Source organism: Brevibacillus sp. MS2.2 (assembly GCF_013284345.1).
Classification (GTDB): domain Bacteria; phylum Bacillota; class Bacilli; order Brevibacillales; family Brevibacillaceae; genus Brevibacillus; species Brevibacillus brevis_C.
Window position 1 is genome coordinate 82148 of record NZ_JABSUZ010000004.1, and the last position, 24033, is coordinate 106180.

Annotated in this window: 19 protein-coding genes; 14 read left to right on the forward strand and 5 right to left on the reverse strand. The window is 47.4% G+C overall.

Annotated elements, in window-relative coordinates; translation table 11 throughout:
* Window positions 1-247: 247 nt before the first annotated feature.
* Entirely contained in the window at window positions 248-1288 is a 1041-nt protein-coding gene (locus tag HP568_RS04740; protein ID WP_173628476.1) for an NADH:flavin oxidoreductase, read from the reverse strand.
* Window positions 1289-1769: 481 nt separating this feature from the next.
* The gene (locus tag HP568_RS04745) at window positions 1770-2363 is read right to left on the reverse strand and encodes a TetR/AcrR family transcriptional regulator (protein WP_173628477.1); all 594 of its coding nucleotides are present in this window, start codon (window positions 2361-2363) and stop codon (window positions 1770-1772) included.
* A 447-nt stretch (window positions 2364-2810) separates the two neighbouring features.
* Between HP568_RS04745 and HP568_RS04750 the strand changes: the two genes are divergently transcribed.
* The 6 genes from HP568_RS04750 (at window position 2811) to HP568_RS04775 (ending at window position 11516) form a co-directional block, all read left to right on the forward strand.
* Complete coding sequence (locus HP568_RS04750; RefSeq protein WP_173628478.1) at window positions 2811-5147, forward strand: S-layer homology domain-containing protein; 2337 nt, start codon at window positions 2811-2813, stop codon at window positions 5145-5147.
* Window positions 5148-5312: 165 nt separating this feature from the next.
* Window positions 5313-6830 (forward strand): monooxygenase, encoded by a 1518-nt coding sequence (locus HP568_RS04755; protein WP_173628479.1) that lies wholly within the window; start codon window positions 5313-5315, stop codon window positions 6828-6830.
* 97 nt (window positions 6831-6927) lie between these two features.
* The gene (locus HP568_RS04760) at window positions 6928-7413 is read left to right on the forward strand and encodes a MarR family transcriptional regulator (protein ID WP_173628480.1); all 486 of its coding nucleotides are present in this window, start codon (window positions 6928-6930) and stop codon (window positions 7411-7413) included.
* Between the two features lie 154 nt (window positions 7414-7567).
* Window positions 7568-8161 carry a TetR/AcrR family transcriptional regulator gene (locus HP568_RS04765; protein ID WP_173628481.1) on the forward strand — a complete coding sequence of 198 codons (594 nt, stop codon included), beginning with the start codon at window positions 7568-7570 and terminating at the stop codon, window positions 8159-8161.
* Between the two features lie 43 nt (window positions 8162-8204).
* Window positions 8205-9380: a DUF418 domain-containing protein gene (locus tag HP568_RS04770; RefSeq protein WP_173628482.1), complete on the forward strand. Its 1176-nt coding sequence runs from the start codon at window positions 8205-8207 to the stop codon at window positions 9378-9380.
* A gap of 93 nt (window positions 9381-9473) precedes the next feature.
* Entirely contained in the window at window positions 9474-11516 is a 2043-nt protein-coding gene (locus tag HP568_RS04775) for a molybdopterin-containing oxidoreductase family protein (RefSeq protein ID WP_173628483.1), read from the forward strand.
* A gap of 127 nt (window positions 11517-11643) precedes the next feature.
* On the opposite strand, the gene HP568_RS04780 is transcribed toward HP568_RS04775, so the two are convergent.
* The gene (locus HP568_RS04780) at window positions 11644-12399 is read right to left on the reverse strand and encodes an alpha/beta fold hydrolase (RefSeq protein WP_173628484.1); all 756 of its coding nucleotides are present in this window, start codon (window positions 12397-12399) and stop codon (window positions 11644-11646) included.
* A gap of 146 nt (window positions 12400-12545) precedes the next feature.
* Window positions 12546-13727, reverse strand: coding sequence for a NupC/NupG family nucleoside CNT transporter (locus tag HP568_RS04785; protein WP_173628485.1), 1182 nt, complete (start codon window positions 13725-13727; stop codon window positions 12546-12548).
* 207 nt (window positions 13728-13934) lie between these two features.
* On the opposite strand from HP568_RS04785, the gene HP568_RS04790 reads away from it, so the two are divergent.
* Window positions 13935-14471: a DL-endopeptidase inhibitor IseA family protein gene (locus HP568_RS04790; RefSeq protein ID WP_082195906.1), complete on the forward strand. Its 537-nt coding sequence runs from the start codon at window positions 13935-13937 to the stop codon at window positions 14469-14471.
* Window positions 14472-14527: 56 nt separating this feature from the next.
* Here the strand turns inward: HP568_RS04790 and asnB are convergent, their stop codons facing one another.
* On the reverse strand, window positions 14528-16375 hold the full coding sequence (gene asnB, locus HP568_RS04795; RefSeq protein WP_173628566.1) for an asparagine synthase (glutamine-hydrolyzing): 1848 nt from the start codon (window positions 16373-16375) through the stop codon (window positions 14528-14530).
* Between the two features lie 131 nt (window positions 16376-16506).
* Here asnB and HP568_RS04800 point away from each other — a divergent pair, with 131 nt between their 5' ends.
* The 7 genes from HP568_RS04800 (at window position 16507) to HP568_RS04830 (ending at window position 23984) form a co-directional block, all read left to right on the forward strand.
* Window positions 16507-18258: a LytS/YhcK type 5TM receptor domain-containing protein gene (locus tag HP568_RS04800; RefSeq protein WP_173628486.1), complete on the forward strand. Its 1752-nt coding sequence runs from the start codon at window positions 16507-16509 to the stop codon at window positions 18256-18258.
* Entirely contained in the window at window positions 18258-18986 is a 729-nt protein-coding gene (locus HP568_RS04805) for a LytR/AlgR family response regulator transcription factor (protein ID WP_173628487.1), read from the forward strand. The genes HP568_RS04800 and HP568_RS04805 overlap by 1 nt, the downstream gene beginning before the upstream one ends.
* Before the next feature lie 148 nt (window positions 18987-19134).
* Window positions 19135-19482 carry a DUF485 domain-containing protein gene (locus HP568_RS04810; RefSeq protein WP_056490072.1) on the forward strand — a complete coding sequence of 116 codons (348 nt, stop codon included), beginning with the start codon at window positions 19135-19137 and terminating at the stop codon, window positions 19480-19482.
* Window positions 19482-21008 carry a solute symporter family protein gene (locus HP568_RS04815; RefSeq protein ID WP_056490073.1) on the forward strand — a complete coding sequence of 509 codons (1527 nt, stop codon included), beginning with the start codon at window positions 19482-19484 and terminating at the stop codon, window positions 21006-21008. The genes HP568_RS04810 and HP568_RS04815 overlap by 1 nt, the downstream gene beginning before the upstream one ends.
* A gap of 89 nt (window positions 21009-21097) precedes the next feature.
* The gene (locus tag HP568_RS04820; protein ID WP_375154922.1) at window positions 21098-22660 is read left to right on the forward strand and encodes a solute symporter family protein; all 1563 of its coding nucleotides are present in this window, start codon (window positions 21098-21100) and stop codon (window positions 22658-22660) included.
* A gap of 45 nt (window positions 22661-22705) precedes the next feature.
* Complete coding sequence (locus tag HP568_RS04825; RefSeq protein WP_173628488.1) at window positions 22706-23017, forward strand: hypothetical protein; 312 nt, start codon at window positions 22706-22708, stop codon at window positions 23015-23017.
* Between the two features lie 109 nt (window positions 23018-23126).
* Window positions 23127-23984: a patatin-like phospholipase family protein gene (locus tag HP568_RS04830; RefSeq protein WP_048032401.1), complete on the forward strand. Its 858-nt coding sequence runs from the start codon at window positions 23127-23129 to the stop codon at window positions 23982-23984.
* Window positions 23985-24033 lie beyond the last annotated feature (49 nt).

The window sequence follows — 24033 nt, forward strand, 5'->3', positions numbered from 1 at the left end:
TTCCTGCTGGAATAAAACGTAAAACCACCTGAGGTTTCAGGTGGTTTTATTACGTTCTACGACATATCTGTCTAGTGATAATAAAAATGAAATAGCGGCGGCCTGGGCTTGAAATAAAAAGTCCTAAACTGCCTTTGTCTTCCTGTGTGAAGCGGGTGCTGATGCTTGATTCCCGAACGCTTTCATGAGTTGAATGTCGGTGCCATAACGCAAAAACACCGGGTAAACTCCGGAGTTTTTGCGGAACTTAATACAAAGTTTTCACTGCTTCGGCCGTAAAGGGGAGCAACTCGTCGAGTCGGCCGTCGCGAATCTTGCTTGCCCATGCGGGATCGGCCAATAATGCCCTACCTATGGCCACTAGATCGAATTCTCCACGCTCCAGCCTTTCGATCAGCCCGTCGATATTGGTGATATTTGAGCCCTTACCTTCTGTAAAGAAACTCATAAATTCAGTTTCCAGGCCGACCGATCCGACCGTAATCGTCGGTTTTCCCGTCAACTTTTTGACCCATCCGGCCAGATTCAAATCGGAGCCTTCGAACTCGTGCTCCCAGAAACGGCGGGTGGAGCAGTGGAACACATCGACGCCAGCCCCGGTTAACGGCTCCAAGAACTGCTCCAGTTCAGCTGGCGTTGCCGCCAATTTCGCCGTATAGTCGCCCGACTTCCATTGTGAGATACGAAGGACGATCGGGAAGTCCGGACCGACAGCACGGCGGCAAGCTTCGATGACTTCTACTGCAAAGCGGGTGCGCTTCACAATGTCGCCGCCATAACGATCGGTGCGCTGGTTCGTTTTCTCCCAGAAAAATTGGTCGATCAAATATCCGTGGGCTCCGTGAAGCTCGATGCCGTCGAAGCCAAGCCGTTTGGCATTAGCTGCCGCCTGAGCGAATGCCTGAACGATGGCGGCGATCTCCGTTTCCGTATAATTGTCAACTTGGCCACGGGCTCCCATATGCCAAATCTGCGGGATGATCCGTCCACCCGCCACGTGAACCTCAGACAACACGTTCGCCCAACCGTTTAATGCGGCTTCGCCATAGAAATGCGGTATATTTGGTTGATTGGACGAATCCGGATGATCGATAATCGTGCCTTCTGTCACGATGAGGCCGATGCCGTTCTCCGCCCTGCGGCGGTAATAGGCCGCCACATCAGGGCCGGGCACGCCTTCCGGAGAGAATTGGCGAGTCATCGGCGCCATTACGATGCGATTGGATAGCTGAAGATTTCCGATTGAGAACGATTGGAATAAGGATTGAACGGATTGCGAATATGTCATAAGAACCTCCTTTAGTTTTTTTCTTGACTATCGAGTCAAGAATATAACAAAAAAATGAGCCTTCATGGCGTAAAAAAGCTACATCTTTGATTTTCCCCAGTTGCTCCTTTATAATTCCTAAGCCCCACCTCCTTTATCGCATTGTTGACTATGTAGTCAATAACATCGTAAAAAAAAGCATCCCACTCTGAATCAAACGTCTCGCCCGCCTGGACGGGAGATGTTCGAGCAATCTCGGCTCTGCGGATCATAGCCGAAATCGACCGAGACATGCTCCCCCGCCTCCCACTCCACTTTTGAGCATTTTAACGGACGCACCAAGCAGCATTTATCACGAAAAAAGGGCAACTGAGTCCATTAGAAGTGAGAAGGGGCGAAATTGCCGCCGAAAACGGATACGGTATCCGTTAGTCACGGCGCTCCAGTAATGCAATCGCTTTTTAACCCGCACCCCGCAGCTTTCGGCTCGGATGGCCTGACTCTAGCGACCGTTCTCCGAAATCATCAGCGCAAATGACGTACGCAAAACCGTTGCGATCTGCTCCCGGGAAGCGCCCGACTTCTCCATGACCTTCGCCCCGCTAAGCACGTTGTTCAAGTAAACCGCCAGCTCCTTGCTGGACTGTCGTGCAGAAATGAGCCCTTGCTTCTGGCCGTCGCGAATGATCTTTTCGAGAATACGTTCGACCTGATCGAACATCAGCATTACTTCGCGGTTGACTTCCGGGTCGTCATCTCCGAATTCCAATGCGGAATTGACCATGAGACATCCTCGGCGCAATGTTTCATCGTTCTGATACAGCGTAGAGTCGCAGATAGCCTCCAGCTTCTTCAATGGCGACACCTCCTGAGAGGCTAGCTCTTCCAGCATCGCTATGCTCCGTTCGCGATACAGTGCCAACGCTTTTAGGAACAAATCCCGCTTGTCCTTGAACACGCAATACAAGCTTTGCTTTTTCACTTGCGTCGTGCGAGTCAAATCGTCATAAGAAGTCGACTTGAAGCCTTTCGCCCAGAACATTTCCATGGACTGTTGAAGCGCACGATCAACATCAAATTCTCTTGGTCTACTCATAAGCGCATCTTATCAATTGTTGACCGTGAAGTCAACAATTGACTCGGTTACGACGTTTGCCGTTTGCTGTAACGCCAACGTGCCCTCATGTCTGCTGCTGCAAACGGGAATGAGATTGGGCGTTTCGGACACTGAACGGATTTGTTCTGGTCGTCGTGAGCAAGATTTTATTGCAGTTGACAGTCGACCCTTCCAGTTGCGGTTCTGTTCAGAAGCAATTGGGTATCGACTTAAGGTTGTTCAACCAAGACTCGCGTGGTTTGAAGAACAGTGGAATGATTTACCGCGAACAAGCTTTGAAACTTTTTCGGAAGTCTTGTCGTCTAAAAAGAGCATTCGGCGGAAGAAAACAGTTCTACTGTAGACTATTCCATCATTTCTTCAAATGGGAGAGTTTGCTGGAGAGAATGAACTGATAACACTGTTACATTGATGGAGGGGTTTATTTTGCAAAAAGCAAAGAATCGAGCAAGCAGGGATTTCAAAAAATTAGTAGCGACAGCGGTTCTGGCAGGATCGCTTGCATTGCCGGGTACCGGATGGGCCGCTACGGCACTGCCATTCTCCGACATTGGCGGAAACGTAAATAAAGACGCGATTCTGAAATTGAATTATGCCGGTGTATTAAAAGGATATACCGATGGCACTTTCAAACCGTATAAAGAAGTGACGAGAGCAGAGTTCGCCAAAGTAGCTGTGCTGGCACTCGGGTACACAGATGCGCAAGCAAAGTTACTGCAAGGAAAGACCGTATTTAAAGATCTGCCAACAGATCACTGGGCAACAGGATACATTAATCTTGCGGTATCCCAGGGCATCATCAAGGGATATCCGGATGGAACCTTCAAACCGAACAACAATGTGAAAATTGCGGAAGCGTTGACTGTTTACGTTCAGGGCTTGAAGATTGACGTTCGTCCATCAGCCTCAAGCGAGTGGTACATACCGTACTTGCTGGAAGCCGACAGAGCAGGTATTTACGATGCAAAAGAAACACCGACAGCAGCAGCTCCGCGTGATATCGTCGCGAAGTATACCGATCGCTTTATGGAAACGCCTGTATACGCAAATGGCGCATACTACGACAAAAATGGCAATGCAAAAGGAACCAATCAGAAGCTGCCAGTAGTGAAGGGCACAGTTGCTTCGTATGACAAGTCTGGCAAAAAGCTGAAACTAGTCGGACAAAACAAAGAAATCGAACTGGCTGATTCCGCGCAAGTATACGGCAATCTGGTCGTAGGTGCGCAAGTAGAATACATGACGAAAAACGACCGTGTGTCTTTCCTCACCGTTGTTACTTCTGACTCCGAAATTGTCGAAGGAATCGTGAAGACTGGTCTTAATTTTACAACGGCTGTAGGCGATGAAAAGAAATTCAAGGCAATCGTCAATGGAAGAGAAGTCGTTTTGGAAGTAGAAGATGGCGTAAATGTAAGCCGTTCTCACATCGGCCAAAAGTTTGTGGCAGTCGTTGGGGATAACGGCAAGATCAAGTCCATCACGATTAGCGACAACACGACAAAAGGAATTGTGGAAAAAGTATCTTCCGTGAGCGGTTCTAACTCGAAGAAAGAGCTGAGAGTAGACGGCACGACCTATACTCTGGATTCCAAAGCAACGGTCAAAGGCAAGGCGCATCCAGAGGCGAAAGCAACAAGTGCTTCGTTCTCTGACATCGAAAAAGATGACTTGGTCGAGCTGACACTCAACGTGGACGGCAAAGTATCTGAGCTTGTTTACACGAAGCTGAGCTTCACAGATACGATCACCGTGGATACAGACAAAAACTTGATTCGCGTTAGCGGCGTCAATTACGAGGTGCATGAAGATACAGAGTTGTTCGTAGACGAAGACGAAGTAGATGAGCTGGATGAGTTGGCGAGCGGCCAAATTGCAGTGCTTACGTTTGACAAAAATGGAAATCTAATCAAAGTAGAGCAGGGTGTAGGTGCAGCTACGAACAAGCTGGTCTCGGACACAACCGCGTATGCAGCAGGAAAACTGGCAACTGTGAAAATCGACGGGAAAACCTACGATATCTTGACCAACGCGAAGCTGACTGTCGATGGCAGCTCCGTATCACCAACGACGGTTAAAACCGATCAGTTTAATGACCACCGCATCCTTACGTGGAAATACAACGTCGGCACGAATGACATTGTGGAGCTGACTTTGGAAAAGCAAACCGTAAAAGGATACGTGACGAAAAAATCCGGTTCCAAAATTACTGTGAACGGGAAAGTGTATGAGCTCTTGTCAGGCGTCACGATTGACAGCGATGCAGCATCCAACGACAAAGAGTACACGCTGACACTCAACAACGCTGGTAAAGTAAAGGCCGTTACAGGTGCGCCTAAGAAAGTAAGCGGCGTGGTTGACGCTGTTGAGGTTCGTAACGATGACGGCAAGGTGACTTCCGCGAAAGTAGAGGTTAACGGCAAGACATACGATGTAACGGATGAGGATGCGATTGAAGACGTCGATCAATTTGAGTACGTGACATTGACCCTTGATCGTGATGGTGATGTCATTGCTGCTTCAATCAGTGGAAAGCTGGCGAAGGAAAACGTGAGTTTCGTCGGAATTGAATCCCGCGTGAACAAAGATAAATACGTATTCTTCAATGACGTATCGACGAGCTTGAAGATGACAGAAGACGCGAAGATCAAATACTACAACGGTAATGACTTGAAAGAAAGCGATCTTTCCTCTAAGGACAAAGTGGATTTGTGGACAAATGATCAAGGTCATGTTTATGTTATTGTCGTAGCCAAACGATAAGAATATAGAAAAAGGCGATCTCTTGCTCGATTCGAGAAGGGGTCGCCTTTTTTCATTTGTTGGCATAGTCTTTAAAAAGTGTTTCATTGAAAATCGTTTTCAATGAAAAGAAGAAGTGATATATTAATATTGTTTCGCGCAAAACAAAAAGAGGGAGTGGTTTCGATGCAGGTTGATTATGAAGTGATTATTGTTGGGGGTGGACCAGTTGGCATGATGGTGGCTGGAGAGCTGGCGTTGGCTAAAGTGAAGGTGTGCCTGCTTGAGCGCTTAAAGGAAACAACCCCGTTTTCACGGGCGCTCACTGTACATCCGCGCACACTGGAAATCCTGGATTTGCGCGGGCTAAAAGCCAAATTACTTGATAGAGGTAAGCCGATTAAGACAGGGCATTTTGCTGCGCTTGATACACGCTTGGATTTTTCTGTCTTAGATTCTTCGTCCAACTACACACTGATTATTCCCCAACATGAAACAGAGAAGATACTAGAGGAGTGGGCAAAAAGTCTGGGGGTGGAAATACGCAGGGAAGTGGAAGTAATGGCCGTACACCAAGATCAGCACGGGGTTGAGGTTGAGGTTGAGGCTGTCGGGCCGAATGGAAAGGCTGTGCTGACGGCACGCTATGTGGTCGGTGCAGATGGCGCTGCCAGTATTGTCCGCAAGCAGGCAGGCATTCCGTTTGTCGGTAAGAATGCGACTTTTACGGCTATGCAAGGGGATGTTGTTTTAAAAAATCCGCCCGAATCGGGAGCTCCTTCCTACTTTAATGAACAAGGTTTGGTCATGATTGTACCCTTGCCAAAAGGGATGCATCGGGTGGTGCTGATCGATCCGGAGCGAATGGCCATACCAAAAGAAGAACCAGTTTCACTGGAGGAACTGCGGGCTAGCTTGCTGCGCATTCTTGGAGACGATTTTGGAATTTCCGATCCGTTTTGGATGACTCGTTTTGGCAATGCGACCTTGCAAGCTCAGCGTTATCGGGAAGGACGAATATTCTTGGCGGGAGATGCGGCGCACATTCATTTTCCAGCCGGAGGACAGGGGATGAACGTTGGCTTGCAAGAGGCAATCAACCTGGGTTGGAAGCTGGCGGCCCATTTAAAAGGCTGGGCACCGGATTGGCTGTTGGACAGCTATCATACGGAGCGTTCCCCCATCACTACCGCATTGCTAACGAATACACAGGTGCAATCGCTTCTGTTCGGTAGTTCGGAATTCTCCCCATCCGTCATAGCTTTGAGGAATATGGTGTCCGACCTGCTGCAAATACCCGAGGCAAATTATCTGCTGGCTACCCAAATCTCTGCGCTCAATGTCGAGTATGAACCGGATGGGGAGACGGAGCCGCATGTATTGAACGGTCGACGTTTTACAGAGTTGAATCTGCGTTTGGAGAACGGTGAGTGTCAGAATGCATACGAGCTTTTTCATTCTGGTTCATTCCTCTTGCTACATTTCGACTCGGATGAACGATTAGGCGATGCTCTCGATTGGTCGAAATACAAGCATGTCCATGTAGTTCGCGCTTCGCTTGCTAAGGGAGCTACTGATTGGCATGACGTGCATACAGCGTTGATTCGACCGGATGGATATGTCGCATGGGCGGTTTCTCAGGCGGAGTCTAATCCGATGGAAGCGATTCGGAAAGGAATCTCCCACTGGTGCCCGACATATTGATTGAAACAAGATTGTTTTGTGAAAAACAAAATGAAATTGTTTTCCTCGAAACAATCAGTATATAATGGAAAGGAGATGGTTATCTAGGAGACATGATATGCAAAGCACAGAACTTTCCAAGCAGAGGATCATACAGCTTTACATACAGCTAGTCACGCAGCAAGAGCGGCGAGAAAGCAAATTGACTGCGCGAATGGCAGAAGAGATGCAGAAGCTGGAATCCGAGATGGGGATGAAGCTAAACCTTACCCTATCCGAAATTCATTTCATTGCCTGTATCGGGGATTATGGTCCGATCAATGTCACCACGATTTCGGAAAAAGTCAACTTAACGAAAGGGTCCATTACCCGGATCAGCAAAAAGTTATGGAAGCTTGATTTAATTAAAAGGCAACAACTGATTGATAATAAGAAAGAAGTGTACTATCGGCTAACTGCAAAGGGACAAAAGCTGCATAAGATTCATCACCAGATGCATCAGGATATTGAACAGCGATTTAAGAGCTTTCTGGATAAATACACACCGGAGCAATTAGCATTTTCACGCGAACTGCTGGAGGACTTACTGGATTGGGATTTCTAAAATCGTAGACAAAGGGGGCGCCATCACAGTGATGGGGCCCTTTTTATTGTCTCGGGATGTTCTTGACAAATGAAATCATACTACATACAATTTGACTGACCGATCAAATTTTTGATTAATTGATCAAAAATGACCCGCTAGGAGTGTAGTAGCAATGACTGATTCTTTTATTGCCGAGGCTAGACGAGAGCAGATTGTACTTGCTTGTATTGATACATTGGAAGAGGTTGGCTATCACAACTTAAGCTTAACGAAGGTAGCAAAGAGAGCCAGGATTAGCACAGGGCTTATCTCTTATCACTTTCATGACAAGCTTGATCTCATGAATCATACCTTACTGTTTCTGGTAGCGAAGCAACTTGATTTTATTCGTGGGAACGTTGGGTTATCGCAGTCCGCAACGAAAAAACTGGAAGCTTTTATAGAGGGACATCTGGCTTATCAAGAAACCCATTATAAACATACGATTGCCTTGATTGAGATTGTGTTTACGGCTCGTAATGAAAAGGGGTTGCCTTATTACAGAATGGAAGACGAACAGGAAGAGGACGGACTTAGAAAGATGTTAGTGGATATTCTCGAGGAAGGCCAACAGAATGGGGAATTTACTTCATCTTTTCAAACGGATATAGTCGCATCCATTATTATCGGGGCGATCGAAGAAAGAATGCTTAAAGTGAATTCATCTATACCCATGGAGCAATACGCCGTTGAGCTCGTAAAAATGGTGAAGAAGCTCATTGTTTAACGATACCGTTGAACTTTTGTCAACAAACACAGGAGAGGATCGTATGTCTGTTTTACCTCATATAAAAACGGCGGAGACAAAAAAACGTGCCGTTTCATTAGATCTTGCCAGGGGCGCTATGTTACTACTTATTGCTCTCGCGCATGCCCCGCTGTATCTGTACGCTTTGGAACCCGGGATCGTTCACAGGATGGAAAGTCAGAATTTCTTTGATCAGGTTGTGAATCTTTTTGGCATGTTCATCATTGATAACAGAGCGAGAGCGATGTTTGCTGTTTTATTCGGTTATGGTTTGGTACTGGCTTTTGATAGTCAAATGGCGAAAGGAAAAAGAGAAAAAGAAGCCTTACAGGTGGTCCGGAGGCGTTCCTGGTATTTGATAGTATTTGGAGCCGTTTTAGTGGTGATCATTGGCGGTCAAGATATTTTAATGGCCTACGGGGTAGCTGGACTTCTCGTCAGTTGGCTGTTAACACATGAAATCAAGACGCTGATCCGAACCTTTATTGGTATCACGTTATTGTATATCATCGCAAATCCGATAATGTGGGGCTTCACGATGGAATCCATCGGAGATTATGGGTTTCCTCCAGAGGTGTTAGCTACAGACACCTATCTTAGCACGCTGATACTTAGTTTGACTTATTTTCCGTTTATCCCTATTTTTATTCATGGTATGTTCCCGATTCTTCCTTCTGTTTTGCTGGGTATGTGGATTGCCAACTATCAATTATTAACCAAGCCAGAGCAACAGTTACGAACACTTACTTTCCTAACAACGATGGGCTTAGCTGTTTCTATACTAGGAGCATTGCCTTTAAGCTTTATTGGGAACATATGGAGCCCGAGCTTTTTTCTCGCTGGTTTCGTTTATGGATTCCACATTTTAACCGGAATTGCTGGAGGATTAGCTTATGCGGCTTTCTTTGGAATCATTGGGGCAAAGGTAAAAAAAGCGGGGCCTGTCCTCCAGTCGATTATGGCTTTAGGAAAACGTTCTTTAACCTTCTTTGTATGGAATGAGGCGATGCTTGTTCTTTTCTTGTCACCAGTAGCACTTGATTTAGGGGGACGCGTTAGTAACGGAATGGCTGCTTTGATTGCCGTGGGTATATGGAGTCTTTCACTGCTATTGGCTACGATTTTAGAAAAATATAAGCTGAACGGACCATTGGAATTCGTAATGAGACGAATGGTACATAAAAATAAAAATACGTAACTTCTCGTTGCAGCAGGGGTAGTGCCTTCTTTTTTCAATCGATTATAATAGCGTATAAAAGCTAGTTACTGTTATGAGAAAGAGGGAACCTCCATGACTTATACAACCCAGGAAAACGGTGTTTTTCCAGCAGTCTGTTCACTTGATTGCCCGGACCAATGTGGATTGCTCCTTCATAAACAGGCGGGGAAAATCGTCAAAATTGAAGGGGACCCGAACCATCCGGTGACGAAGGGAAATATTTGCAACAAAGTCCGGAACATGACAGAGCGCATTTACGATCCCAAGCGACTCACGCATCCGCTGAAGCGTATTGGCAAAAAAGGGAGCGGGGAGTTCGTTCAAATCAGTTGGGAGGAAGCTATCACTACCATAACCGAACGCTGGCGTGCCTTGATCGACTCAGACGGTCCCGAGAGCATTTTGCCTTACAGCTTTTACGGAAACATGGGGCGGATTAGTGTGGAAGGAATGGATCGCCGTTTTTTCTATCGTATGGGGGCCAGTCAGCTTGACCGAACGATATGCAACAGTGCAGGGGCTGTAGGGTACAGCTACACGATGGGCGGAGCCTTTGGAACAGATCCGGAAGACACCGTTCATTCCAAGCTGTTCATCATGTGGGGGATCAATACGGTTAGCACGAACATGCATCAAGTGGTGTTTGCAGAACAGGCTCGAAAAAATGGGGCGAAGATCGTCGTGATTGATGTCCATAAAAATCAGACGGGTCGATGGGCTGATTGGTTTATCCCGATTTTACCCGGAACAGACACGGCTTTGGCATTGGGCATCATGCATGTGCTTTTTGCTGAAAACTTGGTAGATTCAGCCTTTATGGAAAAATATACGGTAGGACATGAAGAGCTCAAGGAGCATGTACGCACCTACGATCCTGCTACCGTATCTGTCATAACGGGTGTCCCTGTCGACGATATTTACAAATTGGCGAGAATGTATGGCACCACTTCTCCGTCCTTTATTCGCATTGGAAACGGCATTCAGCATCACGACAATGGTGGAATGTGTGTAAGGACGATTGCTTGTCTTCCGGCCCTGACAGGGCAGTGGCTCGTTAAAGGCGGTGGGGCCAATAAAGGGAATAAAGGTTTCTTGGAGCACAATAAGCTTGCTGTGCAGCGACCAGATTTGCTGGACAATAAACAGACGAGAGTCATCAATATGAATGAACTTGGAAAAGCGTTGCTCGATACAGAGCCGCCGGTCAAATCGCTCTTCGTCTATACGAGCAATCCAGCCATTGTTGCACCGGATGGAAACAAAGTTCGGGAAGGCTTGGCGAGAGAGGACTTGTTCACGGTCGTACACGACTTATTTTTGACGGAGACGGCTCTCTATGCCGATATCGTTTTGCCAGCGACGTCTTCTTATGAAAATACGGATTTTTACACGTCCTATTGGCATCATTACATTCAACTTCAGCAACCAGTGATCGCCCCATTTGGAGAGAGCAAGTCCAACACGGAAGTTTTCCGTTTGCTGGCTGCTGCCATGGGATATGACGAACCTGTTTTTCAAGACAGTGATGCAGAGATGGTCAGACAGGCGTTGGAGGGGCACGGCAATCCTCATCTGGAAGGAATCACGTATGAAACTTTGGTCGAAAAACAATATGCCAAAGCCAATCTGGAACCTTTCTTTTTGGAACACCTGCCCACCCCAAGTGGTAAAATTGAGCTTTTCTCGCAAGCAATGGCAAAACGAGGGCTGCCCCCATTACCAACGTACACGCCATTGGTGAATGATGGGGATTTCCCGTATTTATTTGTCCCGGGGCCCAATCACAATTATTTGAACTCCACGTTCTCGAATAATGAAAAACATCAGAAGATGGAAAAAATACCTCGTTTGCATATGAATGTGGCAGATGCGTCTGTATCAGGCATAAGTGACGGAGATACGGTCCGCATATGGAATGAACGGGGAGAATGCGAGCTGGTTGTATCGATAGGAGAAAATGTTTTACCGGGAGTGGTGGTCAGTCAAGGCTTGTGGGCTGATGCTCCTCACTCAAAGCATCATGTAAATGCGCTGACCCCGGATCGCATCGCGGACATGGGGGGAGGAGCTACCTTTTTTTCCGGACGTGTCGATGTAGAAAAGGTCATACGATAAAAATCAGCGAGTGTCTCGATTGTAGCCGGACACTCGCTGGTTACTTTTATTACCCGAAAGGATAGCAAGGGTTATAGTGAGGGAGTTGTCCAATGATCATAGCTGCTGTAAAACTAATTCATCTTAATTATTTTTGAGCTTTACACAAAAGGAGCATGTCTTTAATGATATCTACGACAACATTTGGCTGATCAATATGAATGGCATGTCCAGCATTTTCAACGATGATATGCTTGCTGCGGGTTGATAATTTCGTAAGCTCTTTATGTAAGTGGACCCAAGCAGCCATAGATTCGGGATTATGATGAGGTTGTAATGTACCCGATACGACAATGAGTGGCTTGTTACCAAGTGATTTAGAATTTCGAGCTTGTTCAAAGCTTTCTTCCATCTCTTGAATAGAACCTTCAAGAACAAACTGACTATAGTACGCTGCTTGAACTTCTTCAGAGAACAAAGGAACCATGACTTTATTTTGATCTTCATGACATGGATCTAATAAAATCACTCCGGCAACCTCTTCTGGGAATGTACTTGCATATAGTCGAACATTCAATCCTCCAAAAGAGTGCCCGACCAAAACGTAAGGGGGAGACACGTTTGCTTTCTGAAGCAAGCTTCTAAGATTCTCAATGATTTGCTGACTATGACGAGGTCTTTTATCACTTTCACTTTCCCCTATACCTGCTCGGTCATAAATGAACATCCTAGTATGCTTTGAAATGTCACCACCAATCGAACTCCAGTAGTTCAATGTACACCCATAACCAGAATCAAAAACCACCGTCGGAAAATCACTTATTTCACCAAAATATTTGAAACATAGTCTAACTCCACCGATGTCGAGCTTTTGACTCGGTTCATTTATTCCAATGTCACTCATTTTATCTCCTCCAAATATTTTTTTATTTGGTTCATTTCCACAAACCATGCAATCATCCTTTTTTTGTAATAGAACTTTAGCTATACCCTTTGCATACAAAAAAGTGTCCCTACTGCACATAGCAGAGGGACACTTTCTTATGTCACTTACAGGACAAAGCTGACGACGACACCAGACAAAAGACTAACCAGTGTGGCACCGAACAACAGCTTCAACCCAAAGCGAGCGACTACATTGGATTGTTTCTCATTCAGCCCTTTCACCGCACCAGCGATAATGCCGATGGAGGAGAAGTTCGCGAACGAAACGAGGAAGACAGAGAGAATTCCTACTGTACGTGGGCTCAGTTCAGATACGACTTTGCCCAGCTCGATCATGGCCACAAACTCGTTCGTTACGAGCTTCGTCGCCATGATACTACCAGCCGTCATCGCTTCCGCAAAAGGAATGCCCATCAGGATGGCAAAAGGAGCGAAGACGAAGCCAAGCATTTCTTGGAATGTCCAGCCGAAAATCATGCCGAACAAGCTATTCACAGCCGCGATCAAGGCAACAAAACCGAGCAGCATAGCGCCCACGACTACCGCTACCTTGAAGCCGTCCATGATGTACTCGACGAGCATTTCGAAAAAGGACTGCTTTTCATTGCTTTGAATCTCCAGTAAATCTTCTTCTTCGTTCACTGTATAAGGGTTGACGATCGATGCGATAATAAAGCCGCCAAACAAGTTCAAGAATAGGGCCGTGACAACGTATTTTGGCTCAATCATCGTCATGTACGCACCGACAATCGACATTGAAACAGTGGACATGGCTGACGCGCACAGCGTATACAGACGGTGCTCCGGCAAGGAACCGAGCTGTTTTTTCACGGTGATGAATACTTCATTTTGGCCGACAATAGCAGAAGCAACAGCGTTGTAAGACTCCAGCTTACCCATGCCGTTAATTTTGCTTAGAACAAAGCCAATTGCCTTCATGATAATCGGTAAAATCTTGAAGTGCCGCAAAATACCGATGAGAACGGAAATGAAGACGATTGGGAGCAATACACCAAGGAAAAAGGACATTTGTCCGTCGTTTGCCAGATTGCCAAATACGAAATTGATCCCTTCCGCAGCAAAAGCAAGAAGCTTTTCAAACGATTTGGAAATGGCTGAAACGAATATAAACCCAAACTTGGTATGCAGAAGAAGAAAGGCAAGCAAAAATTGCAGAGCAATCATGACGATGATCGGTTTGTATTTGACCTGTTTACGTCCATTGCTCCCTAACAATGCTAACCCGATCACGATGAGTAAGCCAGCGATGGGAATGATGAAATTCATTACAACCTCCGAGAAATTAAATAGTACTAAACTTAAAGGGCAAAAAAACGCACTTCCCGACAGGAGAAGTGAAAGCGGTTTATATTCTATCATCTCGATAATATGATTGCAATTTATATGTATGTTCAGAATTGTTGTCCGTTACGTTTGAAACGCTGAAATCGGGCGTACTAGCATAAGCCCACCACCATACGGTTTATGGAGGAGGTGAAATCCTTGGATGAGTTGCAGAGGCTCAAGCAGTTTATCACATCAGCAGAGCATGTCTGGACTCAGATCGCGAATTCGCCGAGAGGAAAGCCTGTGTATACCGTAAACGGTGTGGATTACACGCCATTGCCCGAAAAATACAACACAAAACGAAAAATCTCCCGTATTTTCCGCCGGTATTGGGGGAAGCAATTGACGGAAGTGATGATTCGGAATCTCCATTTGCGGATGCTGAAAGGAAAGCTCTGTGTTCCTTATCGTGACATCCCACCTTTTCCTGCAACCGTGTTGTCGTTGCAGATAAAAGTGAATCAGCCGGATCATCGGACCGTGGCTGCGATACTGAGCGGGGGAGGGAAAAAAACAAGAGTCGACTACCGTTTGATCCGAGTCGGCGCAACCAAAACGTTCACGATCATGAAACGCTCAGGCGAGCAGTTTGATCTGAGATATCAATCTATTGCTACCATACCCCTCAACCCGAAGGCACAACCCGTACGTAGAACCAAGCAACGGGGAAGAACCAAAAAGTAACGAAAAGCTCCTCAATTCCCCCGAATCATAAGGGGCGAGGAGCTTTTGTAATGTCGTTAGGCACGAATGGAAACACGGTATTCCCGCAGCCAATAATCCAGTTGGCCGAGATAGGCGAACAATTGGGGTGTACTCATGAGCTGACCGAAAAACGGAATGCTCGAAGCCTGTGCATCTGACTCGGCAATTTTTCGAATCGTTGGAACATCTACCAGTTGAAGCAGTGGAGAGGAAGAGTCGTTTAATATGTCCAGCAGCCAAGAGCGTACAGCTTCCGTATAGGCGGGATTATGTGTTTTCGGATACGGGCTTTTCTTGCGATACAAAACCTCATCAGGCAAGATTCCTTCCATGGCTTTTCGCAAAATTCCTTTTTCCCGATTCCCATGCGTCTTCATATCCCATGGGATGTTCCAGACGTATTCCACGATGCGGTGGTCACAGAACGGGACGCGCGCTTCCAGACTGGCCGCCATACTCATTCGGTCTTTGCGATCCAACAGCGTGTTCATGAACCACGTTATATTCAAATAAAACATTTCCCGTCGGCGAGCTTCCATTGGATCTTCGCCTGGAAGATGTGGAACTTCATCGAGAGATTCCTCATATCGCATGGCAACGTATTCCTCGGGTTTGACCCAATCGCGAAGATCAGGGGATAGCCAGGAGGCACGTTGTTTCGTTGCTCTCGACCATGGGAACGTCCCGGCATTCAGCAGTTCCTCGCGATGAAACCACGGGTAGCCACCAAATACTTCATCGGCGCATTCTCCAGAGAGGACGACGGTCGTCTCTTTTTTAATTTCTCGGCAAAACAGGTAAAGGGACGCATCCACATCAGCCATCCCCGGCAAGTCGCGGGCGAGTGTCGCTGTTTTCAGGGATTCAATTAAATCGTCTGTGTCGAACTCAATCGTATGGTGCTGGGTTCCGAGAAACTTTGTAACGAGCTGCACATATGGTTCATCCTCATTCGGTTGAAAAGTACTTGCCTTGAAATGTTTTCGGTTGTCTACGTAATCAATGGAGTAGCTGTGCAGGGTTCCGCGGCCTGTTTTTTGAAAATGATCTGCCGCAATCGCTGTTATAATGCTCGAGTCTAACCCGCCTGATAAGAGGGTCGAAACGCGAACATCCGCAACCAATTGGCGTTCAATCGAATCTGTGACTAACTCCCTGACACGTTCTGCTGTCGTCTCCAGGTCATCTGTATGTGGGTGGCTTTCGAGCTGCCAGTAGCGTTTTTGCATGACACCATCACGCGTCACCAACAGATAAGCGCCGGGCCGAACCTCATGTACGTTGTGAAAAACACCATGGCCAGGCGTACGAGCGGGACTGATTCCGAAAACCTCCGCCAAGCCTTCACGAGAGAGCTCTGGTTTGACATCAGGGTGAGCGAGCAAGGCTTTGAGCTCGGAGGCAAACAGAAAGGAACTGCCTCTTTGCGCATAAAACAACGGCTTAACCCCCATACGGTCACGGCCGACAAACAATCTTTGTTCGCGTTCGTCCCAGATCGCAAAAGCAAAGATGCCGTTTAGCTTTGACAGACAATCTGGCCCCCACTCCAAATACGTGTGCAAAAGTACCTCCGTATCCGAGTGAGATTGAAAGGTATGTCCGCAAGCAAGCAGTTCTGCTCGCAAATCCTCGGTATTATACAATTCACCATTGTAAATCATGGTGCAGGCATGTTCGTTTTTGAGAGCCGACATAGGCTGCTGTCCGCCAGCAGGGTCTACGACCACAAGGCGACGATGACCGAGGGCCGCACGAGGAGTCAGCCAAAAGCCTTCTGCATCAGGGCCTCGATCCTTGAGGCATTGGGTCATTTTTTGCAGCACATCACGTTCACCAGATAAGTCCTTTTCCCAATCAATCCATCCTACAATTCCACACATGATATGATCACCCTTCTCCTGAAGCATTGCACACACAGCGTATGCAATCAGCCTAGCGAGGTTGTCTGTCCAGCAGGGAATTGCGGGTAATATGCGGAATTTATAGAAGATTTAAACTAAGGGAGGCTGCGGTGGACAATCTCACGTTATTGCTCATTGAAAGAATGGGTATTCTTTTGACGCTAGCATTTATTTTGACAAGGACACCGTTGTTTCGCCAGCTTTTAGACCGTGAATTGCACGTAGGGACGTCAATCGCATTTTCGGTCATGTTCGGGTTGTTTGGGATTGCGGGTACATATGCAGGAGTGGTCGTGCAAGGGGAGAGCTATCTTCCTGCATTTTGGATATTTCGTTTGTCACATGACGAAATTATCGCCAACTCTACTTTGGTAGGGGTCGTCATTGGTGGTTTGCTCGGCGGGCCTTTCGTTGGTCTGGGGGCAGGTGTCATTGCTGGGCTTCATGTCTTTCAATTGGGAGGATTCGCCGCAGCATCAATGGGCTTGTCGATCCCGATCACGGGGTTGCTGGCAGGATATGTAGCACGTTTTTTCTCGCAGGAGCGGGTTATTTCTCCGTCCAAAGCCATGTTCATCGGCATGTTCGCACCTATTATTCAGATGTCGCTTTTATTGATCATGGCGGATGTGCCCGAGTTGGCGCGAACGATGGTCAACGTGATTGGGATTCCGATGGTGCTGACGAACAGTGTTTCGATTGCGATTTTTACAACGATGATCCGGGTGGCCTTGCAAGAGGCAGAACGTTCGGCTGCCATTGAGGCGGAGCGTTCCTTTACGATAGCGGAAAGAATTTTGCCACATCTGAAAAGGGGGCTCACACCGCAAACGGCTCAGTCAGCAGCCCTTGTCTTACAAAAAGAAACGAAAGCAGCAGCCGTTGCGGTGACGGATCGAGAACGGCTTCTAGCACACGTTGGAGTGGGGGCAGATCATCATCATCCGGGAGAAGCGCTCCATAGTGAGCTCGATAAGCGGGCTCTGTATAGCGGTGGAATTGACAAAGGATTGACGCGCGAGAGCGTCGGGTGCAAGCGCAAAAATTGCAACCTGCATGCAGCGATTCTCGTGCCGATTAAAGAGGGGGACAGCGTCGTTGGTCTGATCAAACTCTATTATCGGAGGCCACAACAAATCGGAAAAGTCCAGGAAGCACTAGCAAAAGGGCTGGGCAACCTAATCTCCAATCAATTGACCCTATCTCTCACGGAGCAAATGAAAGGATTAATGAAGGATGCAGAGTTGCGAATGCTTCAGGCACAGATTCATCCTCACTTTTTGTTCAACACATTGAATTCCATTGTGACCTTGATACGAATTGATCCGCAGCTAGCTCGGCATATGACCATTCAGCTTGGCGTGTTCATGCGATTCAACCTGAAGCTCACAGCGAGTCCCCTTGTCACCGTGAGACAGGAGCTGGATCACCTGCATGCTTATTTGGAAATTATCAAAATCAGATTTTCCGAGCAATTCGCCGTTCGCACCATCATTGATGCGGGGGTAGAGGAAGCCCTTATTCCTCCTGGCACGTTGCAGCCGTTATTTGAGAATTGCATTCAGCATGGTGTTCGCGACATCACGAACGGCGGTGAGATCATCCTTCATGTGAAACGGCAGGATGTGCACGTTGTTTTTCAAATCGAAGATAATGGCGAAGGCTTTCCCGACAACTTGTTGCCAGTTCTGGGAAAGGTGCCAATGGAGAGTAAGGAGGGCAACGGAATTGGCATCCATAATGTCAACCAGCGTCTGATCAGCTTGTGCGGACAAGATGCCCAACTTCATTTTGCCAATAAACAAGAAGGTGGCAGTACGATTACCTTTACCATTCCGATTACAAAAGAGGTGAGTGCCTGATGCCAATACGCGTCATGATTGCAGAAGACGAGCGACTAGCACGCGAAGAACTGAGTTATTTATTACTACAAGAAGGAGACGTAGAACTGTTGCCCTATGCCACCAACGGGCGAGAGCTGTTGGAAATGGTCGATGTGCACGAACCGGATGTCGTCTTCCTCGATATGAAAATGCCTGAACTGGAAGGGGCACAGGCAGCAAGAATGCTCGCATCACGCAAGCAGCATCCCCTGATCGTTTTTTGTACCGCGTACGAGGAATTTGCTATCGATGCGTTTAAGCTGTACGCCGTCGATTATTTGTTGAAGCCTACAGAGCCAAAGCGGCTGGTCGAAACGATGCAACGGATACGCGAGCGTCTGGTCAAGCCGAAAGCAGACCCTGTCCAGCCAAAACGAACCAAGCTGTTGGTAGAAGACAATAGCAGATTAGTCGTCATTGATCCAGCGACGATTGTATATGCAGTACGGGAGGAGCGATATGTGCAAATCGTCACCCAAACAGCAACCTACGCAACGCGGATGACTCTGACACAACTGGCGGATAAGCTTTTCGCATACGACTTTTTTCGTACCCACAAAAGCTATCTGGTCAATCTTCAATTTGTGAGCGAGCTCGAACCATGGTTCAACGGAGCCTACAATCTGATTTTGAAGGGAGAAGGAAGACCGCGTATCCCCGTATCCCGGACCTCCGCCAAGGATTTGCTCAAACGTCTCGAGGAGTAGCCTGTTGCTCAATCATTTGCAGATGGTGGTTAAAAATCTGCCACTGACACACTCTCCCCGACATCTTACGCAGAAAAATACACGGGTAGAAAAGGATTCTCTACAATGTAGGAAGCGCTTACATTTTGTAGATGAGGGGGAGGTTCCCATGGGCAAATCCGCTTCGGCAAAAAAAGCCGAGGATAAGAAGAAGGACGCTGTTGATTATGCCGCAGTGATTCAGTCAGCCACTTTTAAAGAGCTCTTGAGAAGAAAAAAAGCGTTTATTTTGCCATCTTCTATTTTTTTCTTCGTATTTTACTTTACCCTTCCGATTTTAACCTCCTACTTCACCGTATTGAATCAACCAGCGTTTGGAGCTATTTCGTGGGCGTGGGTATTTGCCTTTGCTCAGTTCGTCATGACATGGGGTCTCTGTATCCTGTACACCAGGCGGGCAGAGCAGTTTGATCAACTCGTAGAGAAAATCAAACAAGAGGCAGGTGGAAGGGGCTAATGAACGTTACTGCATTTTTACTCTTTCTTGTCATTGTTCTTTTGACACTTGTCATCACCTTTTACGCTTCAAAAAAGACGAACACGACTAGTGAGTTTTATACCGCCGGAGGAGGCTTGACGGGTTGGCAAAACGGCCTTGCGATTGCGGGAGATTACATGTCGGCTGCTTCCTTCCTTGGGATCGCAGGGATGATTGCGTTGAGCGGGTTTGATGGCTTCTTCTACAGTATCGGTTTTCTTGTCGCGTATCTCGTTGTGCTCTACTTGGTAGCAGAGCCTTTGCGTAATTTAGGAAAATACACGATGGCTGATATGATAGCCGCCCGTTTTGACAATAAAAAGGTTCGTGGTGTCGCCGCTCTCAATTCGATTGCCATCTCGATTTTTTATATGATCGCGCAATTGGTCGGAGCAGGTGCCTTGATCAAGCTGCTATTGGGGCTGGATTACACGACCTCCGTATTAATCGTAGGGGCATTGATGACGATCTACGTCGTGTTCGGTGGGATGACGGCAACCTCGTGGGTGCAAATCGTCAAAGCAGTTTTGTTGATGGTCGGGACATTCATCATCTCCATGATGGTTTTCGCCAAATTCGATTTTAATCTCTTGAAAATGTTCGAGCAAATGAAGACGGCGACACCATTGGGAGACCAATTCCTCAATCCTGGCAACAAGTTTAAAGTGGGGCTCGATACTATTTCACTGAATCTCGCGCTTGTGCTAGGAACAGCGGGATTGCCGCATATTTTGATTCGTTTCTTCACCGTTAAGGATGCCACAACAGCTCGCAAATCGGTCGTGTACGCGACATGGATCATTGGCGCCTTCTATGTCATGACGATCTTCCTCGGCTTCGGTGCAGCAGCGTTTGTCGGTGCGGGGAATATGGACCCTGCGGGCAACATGGGAGCACCACTTTTAGCGCAAGCATTAGGCGGGAACTTCTTATTCGCCTTCGTATCTGCGGTTGCCTTCGCTACCATTCTCGCAGTAGTGGCCGGGCTGGTGCTGACTGCGGCTTCTGCCTTCGCACACGACTTTTACGGACATGTATTACGCCAAGGAAAAGCAACAGAAAAGGAGCAAATGAAGATGGCCAAATGGGCATCTGTCGGAGTCTCGATTGTCTCTATCTTGCTCGCCTTGTTTGCGCAAAATCTGAACGTGGCTTTCCTTGTTGCCCTGGCTTTCGCAGTAGCGGCGAGTGCAAATCTACCAGTGATCTTGTTCACGATCTTCTGGAAAAGGTTCAATACGGCAGGAGCAATCAGCGGGATGCTTGTCGGTCTGTTCAGCTCTCTCATTCTGGTTGCGCTGAGTCCGAACGTTTGGAATCCTGTAGCTGGAAAAGCCATTTTGGTCGGCGAAGCACTGTTCCCGTTGCCGAATCCGGGCATTGTCTCGATCCCGTTAGGGTTTTTGGCAGCATGGATCGGGACCTTGTTGTCCAGCTCCCGTGATGATAAGAAGTACGATGAAATTTTGGTGAAAGCGAATACAGGAATGAAAGATTCAGCGTAGAAACAGTAAACGTAGGAAGCTCATGCCACGAAGAGAAGGCTGGGGTTAACCCCTGGTCTTTTTTTCATTTTTGCAAGAAGGGAGAGGTATTGTCCGTGACGACGATCATCTTTTTCCTTGCCGTCATTATCGGAACGATGGCTATCACTTATTCGGCTGCCAAACAGACGGGGACGACGAAAGATTTCTATGCAGCAGGAAATCGCTTGAACGGATTACAAAATGGCATTGCCATTGCAGGCGATTACATGAGTGCTGCCTCGTTTTTGGGGATTGCGGGAACGATTGCGATGTACGGCTTTGATGGGTTCGTGTATGCGATTGGCTTTTTTGTCTCTTATCTGATTATTTTGTTTTTAGTTGCCGAGCCGTTGCATAATTTGGGACGCTATACGTTGGCAGACGCGATTGCCGTCAGGTTTGACAGTCTTTGGTTGCGTGGCGTTGTTGCCTGTACGACTCTATTAATTACGATTTTTTACATGCTAGCGCAATTAGTTGGGGCAGGTGCCCTCATTCATTATTTATTGGGAGTTCGTTACGATACGGCTGTCCTGATTGTCGGGAGCCTAATGACATTTTACGTGGTGTTCGGCGGGATGGTAGCGACCTCCTGGGTTCAGATTATTAAAGCAATTTTGCTCCTGACAGGGACATTGATCCTAAGTCTGATTGTGCTTGCCCGTTTTGATTGGAGCTTCTCCGAAATGTTTTCACATGTGAGTACGATTACCCCTCTTCAGGAACAGTTCTTACAGCCGGGTAATCAACTTCATGATCCGCTGGAAACGATCTCTTTGCATTTGGCTTTGATTCTCGGTACCGCTGGTCTCCCTCATATTATCTCCCGGTTGTTCACTGTCAAGGATGCAAAGACGACTCGTAATTCGATTTACACCGCAACTTGGGTCATCGGCGCTTTTTATTTGATGACGATCTTTCTCGGATTCGGAGCGAGTACGTTTGTAGGCTACGAGGCATTGAAAAATGTAGGCTTCGGGGGGAATCTGACGGTCACGCTCTTGGCGGATGCTCTTGGTGGAGAGTTTTTGATGGCGTATATTGCTGCCGTTGCCTTCGCGACGATATTGGCAGTCGTGACAGGACTCGTGCTCTCCGCCTCTTCTGCGTTCGCGCATGATGTCTACAGTCATCTGATCAGGCGAGGGGTGGCATCGGAAAAAGAACAGGTCACCATGGCAAAGCTATCGTCAGTTGCAGTGGGCGTGATCTCCATTTGGCTGGCTATCGGTGCAGAAAAAATGAACGTGGCGATTCTCGTTGCGCTTACGTTTGCCGTAGCAGCATCCTCCAATTTGCCACTGCTGTTGTTTACGTTGTATTGGAAGCGGTTTACCGTGCGGGGAGCGATTTGTGGTGTCCTGACAGGGTTAACGGCATCGGTAGTCCTTGTCATTTTAGGACCGACTGTTATGCATCCCTTAACTGGACTTATTCGTGTGGAGCCTCTATTTCCACTGACGAATCCTGGATTGGTCTCCATACCACTCGGCTTTTTAGGGGCGGTGGTCGGAACACTACTGGATCGGCCTGATCCTGATGCCGAGAAGAAGTACCAACGCGTACTGTTTCAGGCGCTGACGGGAATCCGAGTTCCCCCTGCGAAGAAAACGGAACAAGAATCTGCATAAAGCCTCTTCACGTGCCCCACTCTAGGAGTAGAAGGAGGAGGGTAAGTGGGTACGACCAAAGAGTCAGACGCTTTATCACATGACCAGCCAGATGTCTATGAACGCGCAAGGCTGGCACTGGATGATCTGATTGAAGAGCTATGCGAAGCACTGGAAGCGGAAGATACCGAATCCTTTAAGCGAAAAGGCTATGAGATGATCAGGAGTTACTTTCGAGAGCCTGTCAATACCGGGGAATTAACCTTGATCTATGCGGTGGTGCTTGCCGATATCCTCTATAAGCTGGAGTTGACACAGCAAGGGGAAAACGTAGCAATGGTCCGTGATGAGTACAGTATGATGAAAAAAGACGATTGAGTGGCGACCCCGTTTGAGGGTCGTTTTTTGATTGGCACGATTCCGCCCTGCATGTTTCGTTGGGCAACCATTCATACTACGGGTAAATGACATCAAATGGGTGATTGGTATGGAAAAGGTCGGACTCGTTTTGCAGGGAGGGGGAAGCCGTGGGATTTATACCGCTGGCGTTCTGGATTACTTCATGGAGCAGGAGCTTTACATCCCGTATGTGATTGCCGTGTCAGCAGGTGCGTGCAATGGAGCGGCATACTTGGCGAGGCAGTGCGGATTGGGCAAGATTTATCATACGAAATACATTCACGATCCCCGTTACTTTCACTATAAAAACTTAATTACGAAGCGCTCGCTGTTTGGCATGGATTTTATTTTCAATGAAATGCCTTACAAGCTGGAGCCGTTCGCCTTTGATCGGTTTCGTGAAGCAAAGGAACAGTTTGTCGTCGTCACAACGGATTGCGCGACAGGGGAAGCCGTTTACTTTACGAAAGACGACTGTGAGGATATTTTCCATGTGATTCGAGCTTCGTGCAGTCTTCCGTTTCTATCACCAAAGGTTACGGTCAATGGACGTAAGCTATGGGATGGGGGCATTGTGCATCCGGTACCTTTCATGAAGTCCATTCTTGATGGCAATCAAAAGCATATTATTGTGCTGACTTCTTCTTGTCCACCAGGTGAATGGATGCGCAAGCTTTCGCGTGTCGAGCGTCTTTTTTCCAGAAGTACGAGCTTGTGCCAGGCGTTCATTCGCCATTTTCGCATCTATTGCGAGGCTATAGAGCAGGTCAAAGAGATGCAGAAGGAAGGCAGAGCGTTTGTCATCGCACCACCAGCGGGTACCTTTTTACGAGGTTTTGAACGTCAAGAGGAGAAGCTCGAGCATTATTACCGGCAAGGCTACCAGGATGCACGCGCCCAATTTTCTGGGCTTTGTACATGGCTTGATCTTGGCAGGAACAAGTGAAAAATGAGGAGGCATTGTCCCGTGGATGTTTTTTCGGCAAAATCATGCG

Bases quoted from the DNA above. Each gene is read 5' to 3' on its own strand.
- HP568_RS04740 (WP_173628476.1), bottom strand. From the start codon at position 1,288: ATGACATATTCGCAATCCGTTCAATCCTTATTCCAATCGTTCTCAATC.
- HP568_RS04745 (WP_173628477.1), bottom strand. From the start codon at position 2,363: ATGAGTAGACCAAGAGAATTTGATGTTGATCGTGCGCTTCAACAGTCC.
- HP568_RS04755 (WP_173628479.1), top strand. From the start codon at position 5,313: ATGCAGGTTGATTATGAAGTGATTATTGTTGGGGGTGGACCAGTTGGC.
- HP568_RS04760 (WP_173628480.1), top strand. From the start codon at position 6,928: ATGCAAAGCACAGAACTTTCCAAGCAGAGGATCATACAGCTTTACATA.
- HP568_RS04765 (WP_173628481.1), top strand. From the start codon at position 7,568: ATGACTGATTCTTTTATTGCCGAGGCTAGACGAGAGCAGATTGTACTT.
- HP568_RS04770 (WP_173628482.1), top strand. From the start codon at position 8,205: ATGTCTGTTTTACCTCATATAAAAACGGCGGAGACAAAAAAACGTGCC.
- HP568_RS04775 (WP_173628483.1), top strand. From the start codon at position 9,474: ATGACTTATACAACCCAGGAAAACGGTGTTTTTCCAGCAGTCTGTTCA.
- HP568_RS04780 (WP_173628484.1), bottom strand. From the start codon at position 12,399: ATGAGTGACATTGGAATAAATGAACCGAGTCAAAAGCTCGACATCGGT.
- HP568_RS04785 (WP_173628485.1), bottom strand. From the start codon at position 13,727: ATGAATTTCATCATTCCCATCGCTGGCTTACTCATCGTGATCGGGTTA.
- asnB (WP_173628566.1), bottom strand. From the start codon at position 16,375: ATGTGTGGAATTGTAGGATGGATTGATTGGGAAAAGGACTTATCTGGT.
- HP568_RS04805 (WP_173628487.1), top strand. From the start codon at position 18,258: ATGCCAATACGCGTCATGATTGCAGAAGACGAGCGACTAGCACGCGAA.
- HP568_RS04810 (WP_056490072.1), top strand. From the start codon at position 19,135: ATGGGCAAATCCGCTTCGGCAAAAAAAGCCGAGGATAAGAAGAAGGAC.
- HP568_RS04815 (WP_056490073.1), top strand. From the start codon at position 19,482: ATGAACGTTACTGCATTTTTACTCTTTCTTGTCATTGTTCTTTTGACA.
- HP568_RS04830 (WP_048032401.1), top strand. From the start codon at position 23,127: ATGGAAAAGGTCGGACTCGTTTTGCAGGGAGGGGGAAGCCGTGGGATT.